The sequence below is a fragment of the Acidobacteriota bacterium genome (genome assembly GCA_003696075.1).
Lineage (GTDB): Bacteria > Acidobacteriota > Polarisedimenticolia > J045 > J045 > J045.
In genome coordinates, this window is record RFHH01000044.1 from 1 (window position 1) to 6,935 (window position 6,935).

4 protein-coding genes are annotated in these 6,935 nt (G+C 69.3%); all 4 read left to right on the plus strand.

Going from position 1 to position 6,935, the window contains the following annotated elements; all coding sequences use genetic code 11:
* Nucleotides 1-287 precede the first annotated feature (287 nt).
* The 4 genes from D6718_02590 to D6718_02605 are packed head-to-tail and all read left to right on the plus strand — an operon-like array spanning nt 288 to nt 6,770.
* Nucleotides 288-950, plus strand: a complete 663-nt coding sequence (locus D6718_02590; GenBank protein RMG47958.1) for a TetR/AcrR family transcriptional regulator — start codon at nt 288-290, stop codon at nt 948-950.
* Nucleotides 947-2,395, plus strand: coding sequence for an efflux transporter outer membrane subunit (locus D6718_02595; protein RMG47959.1), 1,449 nt, complete (start codon nt 947-949; stop codon nt 2,393-2,395). Before D6718_02590 ends, D6718_02595 begins: the two co-directional genes overlap by 4 nt.
* Nucleotides 2,392-3,582: an efflux RND transporter periplasmic adaptor subunit gene (locus tag D6718_02600; protein RMG47960.1), complete on the plus strand. Its 1,191-nt coding sequence runs from the start codon at nt 2,392-2,394 to the stop codon at nt 3,580-3,582. The genes D6718_02595 and D6718_02600 overlap by 4 nt, the downstream gene beginning before the upstream one ends.
* Complete coding sequence (locus D6718_02605) at nt 3,579-6,770, plus strand: efflux RND transporter permease subunit (protein ID RMG47961.1); 3,192 nt, start codon at nt 3,579-3,581, stop codon at nt 6,768-6,770. Before D6718_02600 ends, D6718_02605 begins: the two co-directional genes overlap by 4 nt.
* Nucleotides 6,771-6,935: the final 165 nt, after the last annotated feature.

The following is a 6,935-nucleotide window of genomic DNA, read 5'->3' on the forward strand; positions in this document are numbered from 1 at the left end:
ACGCACCATTGGGGATGCACCTCCATCCCGTCTGGCGCGCTCTTCCGCCCAAGTCGCTGAGCGATGAGGGGTTACCGCGGCGGACCGTTCGATGCGTTCCGGGCTGGATACAAGTGTCTGCGCATCAACGATTTCGCCCGCGCCCCGCACCGGCGAGGGCGCCCCTCCCAGAGCTCGACGCGGGGAGGGCTCGAATCGGGAAACGGCCCGCGACGGAGCACTTCACCGGTCTTGACGAGAAATCAAACAAGCGTATGATTCAAGCAGTCGACTGATTCGGAGGGCCCGTGGCGAGCGAGCAAACCCGGGAGCGGATCCTCGACGCTGCCGAGCAGCTCTTCTCCGAGCAAGGACTGGCGAACACTTCCCTCCGGGCGATCACCCGGGCGGCGGGCGTGAACCCCGCAGCGGTTCATTACCACTTCGGCTCCAAGGATGGGCTGATCCGAGAGCTGTTTCGCCGGCGGCTCGAGCCGGTCAACCGCCAGCGGCTCGAACTGCTCGAGCGGGCCGAGCGGGCCGCTGGCGGGCGTCCGCTTCCGCTGGAGACGATCCTGGAGTGCTTCCTCGGCCCGCCGTTGAGGCTCTACTCGCGCCCGGAGCACGGCCACGGGCGATTCCTCCGGACCTTCGGTCGCCTCTTCTCGGAGCGATCGGAGCTCGTCCGGGAGGTCCTGACGATCCAGTTCGGATCGATCATCGAGCGATTCCTCGACGCTTTCGCCCGGTCGCTGCCCGATCTTCCCCGGGAGGAGATTCTCTGGCGGCTCCATTTCACCGTCGGAGCCATGGCCCACACGCTGGGCTGCCCCATCGGCCTCGTCGTGATCTCCCGGGGAGCCTGCGACGTCGAACGGGATGTCGAAGCGACGCTGGCCCGGTTGATCGGCTTCGTCGCAGGGGGAATGCGGGCTCCCCTGCCCGAAACGGTGCGCGGAGGACACGCATGACCGGAAGGCTGGCCGCTGCCGCCGTCCTGGCCGCGTTGGCGGCGGGATGCGTCAGCATGCCACCGCGTCGCGCCGCGAGGTCCGAGGTTCCGATCGCGCCGGAGTGGCAAGCCGCACAGGTCGATCCCGATGCCCCCGTCGACGGGTGGATCGACGCCTTCGGTATCCCCGAACTGCGAAGGCTCGTCGCCGAGGCGCTCGAGCGGAACCACGATCTGGCCGCGGCCGCCGCGCGGGTGGAGGCGGCCCGGGCCCAGGCCCGGATCGCCGGGGCCGATCTGCTCCCGCAGATCGGAGCGGGACTGAACGGTTCGCGGCAGAGGCAGAATTTCATCGGCTTCCCCATCCCGGGCGCGGAGCGGAGAGTCCTCAGCACCACATTCACCCGGCTGAACCTCTCCGTCGACGTCTCCTGGGAAGCCGACCTTTGGGGGCGGATCCGGGCGGGAAAGGCCGCCGCGGCGGCCGACGCCGAGGTCGCGCGCGCCACGTACCGGGCGGCCCGCCTGTCACTCGCCGCGAACGTCGCCCGCGGCTGGTTCGCGGTGGTGACCGCCCGCCGGCAGCTCGACCTGGCGCACCGGACCGTGGAGAGCTACCGCCGCTCCGCGGAGGCGGTGCGGAGGCGGTTCGAGGCCGGGCTGCGGCCCGCGCTCGACCTGAGGCTCGCGGAGGCCCAACTGGCGGCCGCCGAAGCGCTGCAGGAGGCCCGGCGCGAACAGCTCGCCCGGGCGACCCGACAGCTCGAACTCCTGCTGGGACGCTACCCCGAGGGAACGATCGGAGAAGACCGGCCCCTGCCCGCTCCCCCTCCCCGGATCCCGGGCGGTCTCCCGGTGGATCTGATCGCACGGAGGCCGGACATCGTCGCGGCCGAGCGGCGTCTGTTCGCCGCGGACGCTCGCCTGGCTGCCGCCCGCGCCTCCCTGTACCCCTCCCTCCGGCTCACCGGGAGCGGCGGCGGGGCCTCCGACCGGCTGCGCGACCTCCTCGACGGCGATTTCCGTGTCTGGAGCCTCGTCGCGGGACTCGCCCAGCCGCTGTTCCAGGGTGGCCGCCTGCGGGCCGGCGTCGATCTCGCGAAAGCGAGTGTCGAGGAAGCGACGGCGGAGTTCGCTCAGACCGTGCTCCGCGCGCTGGGCGAGGTCGAAACGGCTCTCGCGGCGGAAGAGATCCTCCGGACCCGAGAGGAAGCGCTGCGGCGCGCCCTGGATCAATCCGAAGCCGCGGTTCGGCTCGCCGAGCGCCAGTACCGCGAAGGACTGATCGACATGCCCACTCTGCTCGAAGCGCAGCGCCGCGCCCTCGACGCGGAGAGCGCTCTGCTCGACGTGCGCCGAGCGCGTCTCGACAACCGCGTCGCCCTGTACCTCGCCCTCGGCGGCGATCTCTCGACGGCGCCATCCGGGACGGCGGCGCGCGCAGCCGCGGGGAGGAACGGATGAAGCGCGCTCTCGCCTATCTCGTCCCCGTGGGGATCCTCGCCCTCGGTCTGCTCGGCGCGTTCGCCATGATCCTGACGCGGCCTCCCGTGAAGACCGAGGTTCCCGAGCCGCATCGTCCCGTGGTCCGCGTCGTCGTCGCCGAGCCGAAGACGGTGACCCTCGAGGTCCACTCGGAGGGGACGGTGCAGGCACCGCGGACGACAACGCTCGTCTCCGAGGTCTCCGGCCGCATCGTCTGGGTGGCCGATGCGCTCGCCGCCGGCGGGTTCTTCGAAGAAGGGGACGTGCTGATCCGGATCGACTCGACCGACTACCGGCTCGCACTCGAACAGGCGCGCGCGCGGGTGGCGCAGGCGCGGCTCCGCTTGGCTCAGGAACGGGCCGCGGCCCGCGTCGCGCGCCGCGAATGGTCGGAGCTGACGGAGGAGGAGCGCGAAAACCCGCTCGCGACGCACGAATTGCAGCTCGCGGAAGCCGAGGCGGCGCTCGCCGCCGCGGAAGCCGGTGTGGCGCAGGCCGAGCGGGACCTCGCCCGCACGGAGATTCGTGCACCCTTCGCCGGTCGGGTGCTGTCCAAGCAGGCCGACATCGGACAATTCGTGGCCCGCGGGACGCCATTGGCCACCGTCTACGCCGTCGATCGGGCCGAGGTGCGGCTTCCGATCGCCGACCGCGAGCTCGCCTACGTCGACCTGCCGCTGGCGCACAGGGGAGAGCGCGAGTCCGGACCGCACCCGGAAGTCCGCCTCGAGGCGACGTTCGCCGGGCGCCGCTACAGCTGGCGCGGCCGCATCGTCCGGACCGAGGGGCAGATCGATCCGCGGACGCGCATGGTCTACGCGGTCGCGGAGATCGACGATCCTTACGGCCTCAAGGGCGATCCCGCCGCCCCTCCGCTCGCGGTGGGAATGTTCGTCGAGGCGACCATCGCCGGCCGCACCGTGCCGAACGTCTTCACGCTTCCCCGGGCCGCGCTTCGCGGCGACGACATCGTCTACGTCGTCGACGACACCGGAACGCTGCGGTTCCGGCGTGTGGAAGTGTTGAGGATCGAGGGAGATCGAGTCTTGCTGTCGGGTGGCCTCGAGCCCGGCGAGCGCGTCTGCGTGTCGCTGCTCGACACGGTCGCGGACGGCATGGCCGTGCACGCGGTGCTCGCGCAGGAGGACGGGGAGCCGACGTCATGAAAGGTGCGATCGCCTGGTTCGCACGAAACCCGGTGGCGGCCAACCTCCTCGCGATCTTCATCGTGGCCGGCGGCATCGTGTCGATCCCGTCGATCAAGCAGGTCGTCTTCCCCGAGTTCACGCTCGACCGAATCACGGTCAGCGTCCCGTACCTCGGTGCCGCACCGGAAGAGGTCGAACGGGCGGTGACCACCCGCATCGAGGAGCAGATCGAGGGTCTGGACGGCATCAAGCGGCTGACCTCCACCTCCGCCGAAGGGCTGAGCGTCGTCACCGCGGAACTCTACGAAACGGCAGACGCACGGAAGGTGCTCGACGACATCAAGTCGCGCGTCGACGCGATCGAAACCCTTCCGGAGGAGACGGAAAAGCCGGTAGTCACCGAGCTGACCAACCGGCGCCAGGTGATCGATGTCGCCATCTACGGCGACGCCGACGAGCGAACGCTGAAGCGCCTCGGCCAGCAGGTCAAAGACGAGCTTGCGGCGCTGGATGGAATCTCCGTCGTGGAGCTGGTCAACGCCCGTCCCTACGAGATCTCGATCGAGGTGTCGGAGAAGGACCTGCGGCGCTACGGCCTCGCTTTCGACGACGTCGCGGCGGCTGTGCGGAAGTTCTCGCTCGATCTGCCCGGAGGGGCGCTGCGGACGCGGTCGGGCGAAATCCTGCTGCGGACGAAGGGACAGGCCTACACCGGCGAGGATTTCGCGCGGATCCCCATCCTCACGCGCCCGGATGGGACGGTGCTGCGAGTCGGTGACGTAGCCAGGGTCGTGGACGGGTTCGCCGAGACGGACCAGTCGGCACGGTTCGATGGCAAGCCTGCGGTCACGGTCCAGGTCTTCCGAGTGGGTGACGAGAACGTCCTCGACATCTCGGCAAAGGTGCGGCGCTATGTCGAGGAACTCCAGCACCGCCTGCCGAAGGGTATCTTCGCCACCACCTGGCAGGACAACGCGGAGGTCCTGCGCGGCCGGCGCGACCTGCTGATCCGGAATGGCATGTGGGGAGCGGCGCTGGTTTTCGTCGCTCTCTCGCTCTTCCTCCGGCTGCGGGTCGCCTTCTGGACGATGTTCGGCATGGTGGTGTCGTTCCTCGGCACCCTGCTCCTGATGCCCCTGCTCGGGGTCGCGATCTCCCTCGTGTCCCTGTTCGCCTTCATCCTCGTCCTCGGCATCGTGGTCGACGACGCCATCGTCATCGGCGAGAACGTGTTCGCCCGCCAGCAGCGCATCGCCGACCCGCTCGAAGGGGCCATCCTCGGGGCCCAGCAGGTCGCGGTGCCGGTCGTCTTTGCCGTTCTCACCACGGTCGCCGCCTTCGTTCCCCTCCTCCTGGTTCCAGGGATCACCGGGAAGTTCCTGAGCGTGATGCCCAAGGTGGTCATCGCGACGTTGCTGTTCTCGCTCGTCGAGTCGCTCTTCGTTCTGCCCTCGCACCTGTCGCACCGTTCGAGCCGCCCGGAGACCGACCGCGTCTGGTTCGATCGGGTATGGCGCCGCGTCCAGGGTTTCGTGGCGCGCGCTCTCGAGTCGTTCGTCGACCGCGTGTACCGGCCCGTGCTCGACCTCGCCCTCCGGTGGCGCTACGCGACGATCGCTGTCGGCGTGACCACCCTGATCCTGACCGCCGGCATGGTCGGCGCCGGGTGGATTCGGTTCACTTTCTTTCCTACGGTGGAGGCGGATTTCGTCGCGGCCGCCCTGACTCTCCCGCAAGGGACCCCCGCCGAGACCACGCACGCACGACTGGAGCGGATCGAGCGTGCCGCGTACGAAGCGGAGAAGGCTCTCGCACGCGACGGCGAGCCGCTCATCCGGCACGTGCTCACCTCCCTGGGAGCGCAGCCGCTTCTCGCGGCGCTGCAGCGGAACGCCGGCCTGATTCAGCCCGGGGTGTCGGCAGGCCACATGGGGGAGGTCGCGATCGAGCTGACCCCCGCCGAGGACCGACGTGTCGGCTCCGAAGAGTTCGTGCGGAAGTGGCGGGAACTCGTGGGCGAAATCCCGGACGTGGTGGAACTTCGCTACACCTCGTCGATCTTCTCGCCCGGCGACGACATCAACGTCCAGATCACCGGCCCGGACTATGAAGTCCTGAACCGGGCCAAGGAGGAACTGAAGACACGACTCGCCCGATATCCGGGGGTCATGGACGTGTCGGACTCCTACCGCGCCGGCAAGCCGGAGCTGCGCCTCCGCCTGCGTCCCGCGGCCGAGTCCCTGGGCCTGACCATGGCCGATCTGGGCCGGCAGGTCCGGCAGGCGTTCTACGGCGAGGAGGTGCAACGGATCGTCCGCGGAAATGACGAGATCAAGGTCATGGTTCGCTACCCGCTCCGGGAACGCCGGAGCCGAGCGGGCCTGGAGCGCATGCGCATTCGCCTACCTGACCGGACGGAGGTTCCTTTCATCACGGTGGCGGAAGTGCTGCCCGATCGGGGAGACGCCGCTATCCGGCACGTCGACCGCCGCCGGGCGGTGAATGTCACCGCCAACGTCGACGAGGCCCGCGCCAATGCCAACGAGATCCAGCAGGAGCTGCGCCGGGCCGTGTTTCCGCAACTGCTGCGGAAATATCCGGGGATCCGATTGAGCTTCGAGGGCCAGGGTCGAGAGCAGCGCGAAACGATGTCGGGGCTGAGGCGGGGATTCGTGATCGCGCTGATCGCCATCTACGCGCTCATGGCCATTCCCTTCCGCTCCTACGTGCAGCCGGCGATCGTCATGACCGCGATCCCGTTCGGCCTGGTGGGCGCGGTGTGGGGCCACATGATCATGGGTATGGATCTCACCATTCTCTCCATGTTCGGTCTCGTGGCCCTCGCCGGCGTGGTGGTGAACGACAGCCTCGTTCTGGTCGACTTCATCAACAACTACACCGCCGAGGGCCACTCGGTGTTCGAGGCCGCCAAGATGGCGGGCGTGGCCCGATTCCGTCCCATTCTGCTGACCTCCCTCACGACCTTCGCCGGACTCACACCGCTCATCATGGAGCGGAGCATGCAGGCGCAGTTCCTCATCCCGATGGCCGTCTCGCTCGGCTTCGGCGTCGTCTTCTCCACGGTGATCTCGCTGGTGTTGATCCCGTGCGGGATCCTCGCTCTCGAGGACTTCCGGCGCGGGCTCTCCCGGCTAGCGGGCAAGCAATCGGTCGCCGACGCCGAAAGCTCCAAGGTGGAGAGCTGAGGCCCGGACAGCGGGAGGTCGAGGCGGGAGCAGGGGAGGGGGCGTTCGCCCGGGCCGCGGGCCACATGAGGTGCTTCCCCGATGGTGCGCTGCCGCGCCGGCGGGGCGCAGGTGCGGCCTGTTCCATGCCACCTCCCGCAGCCGGGACGCGCGCGCCGATCGGCC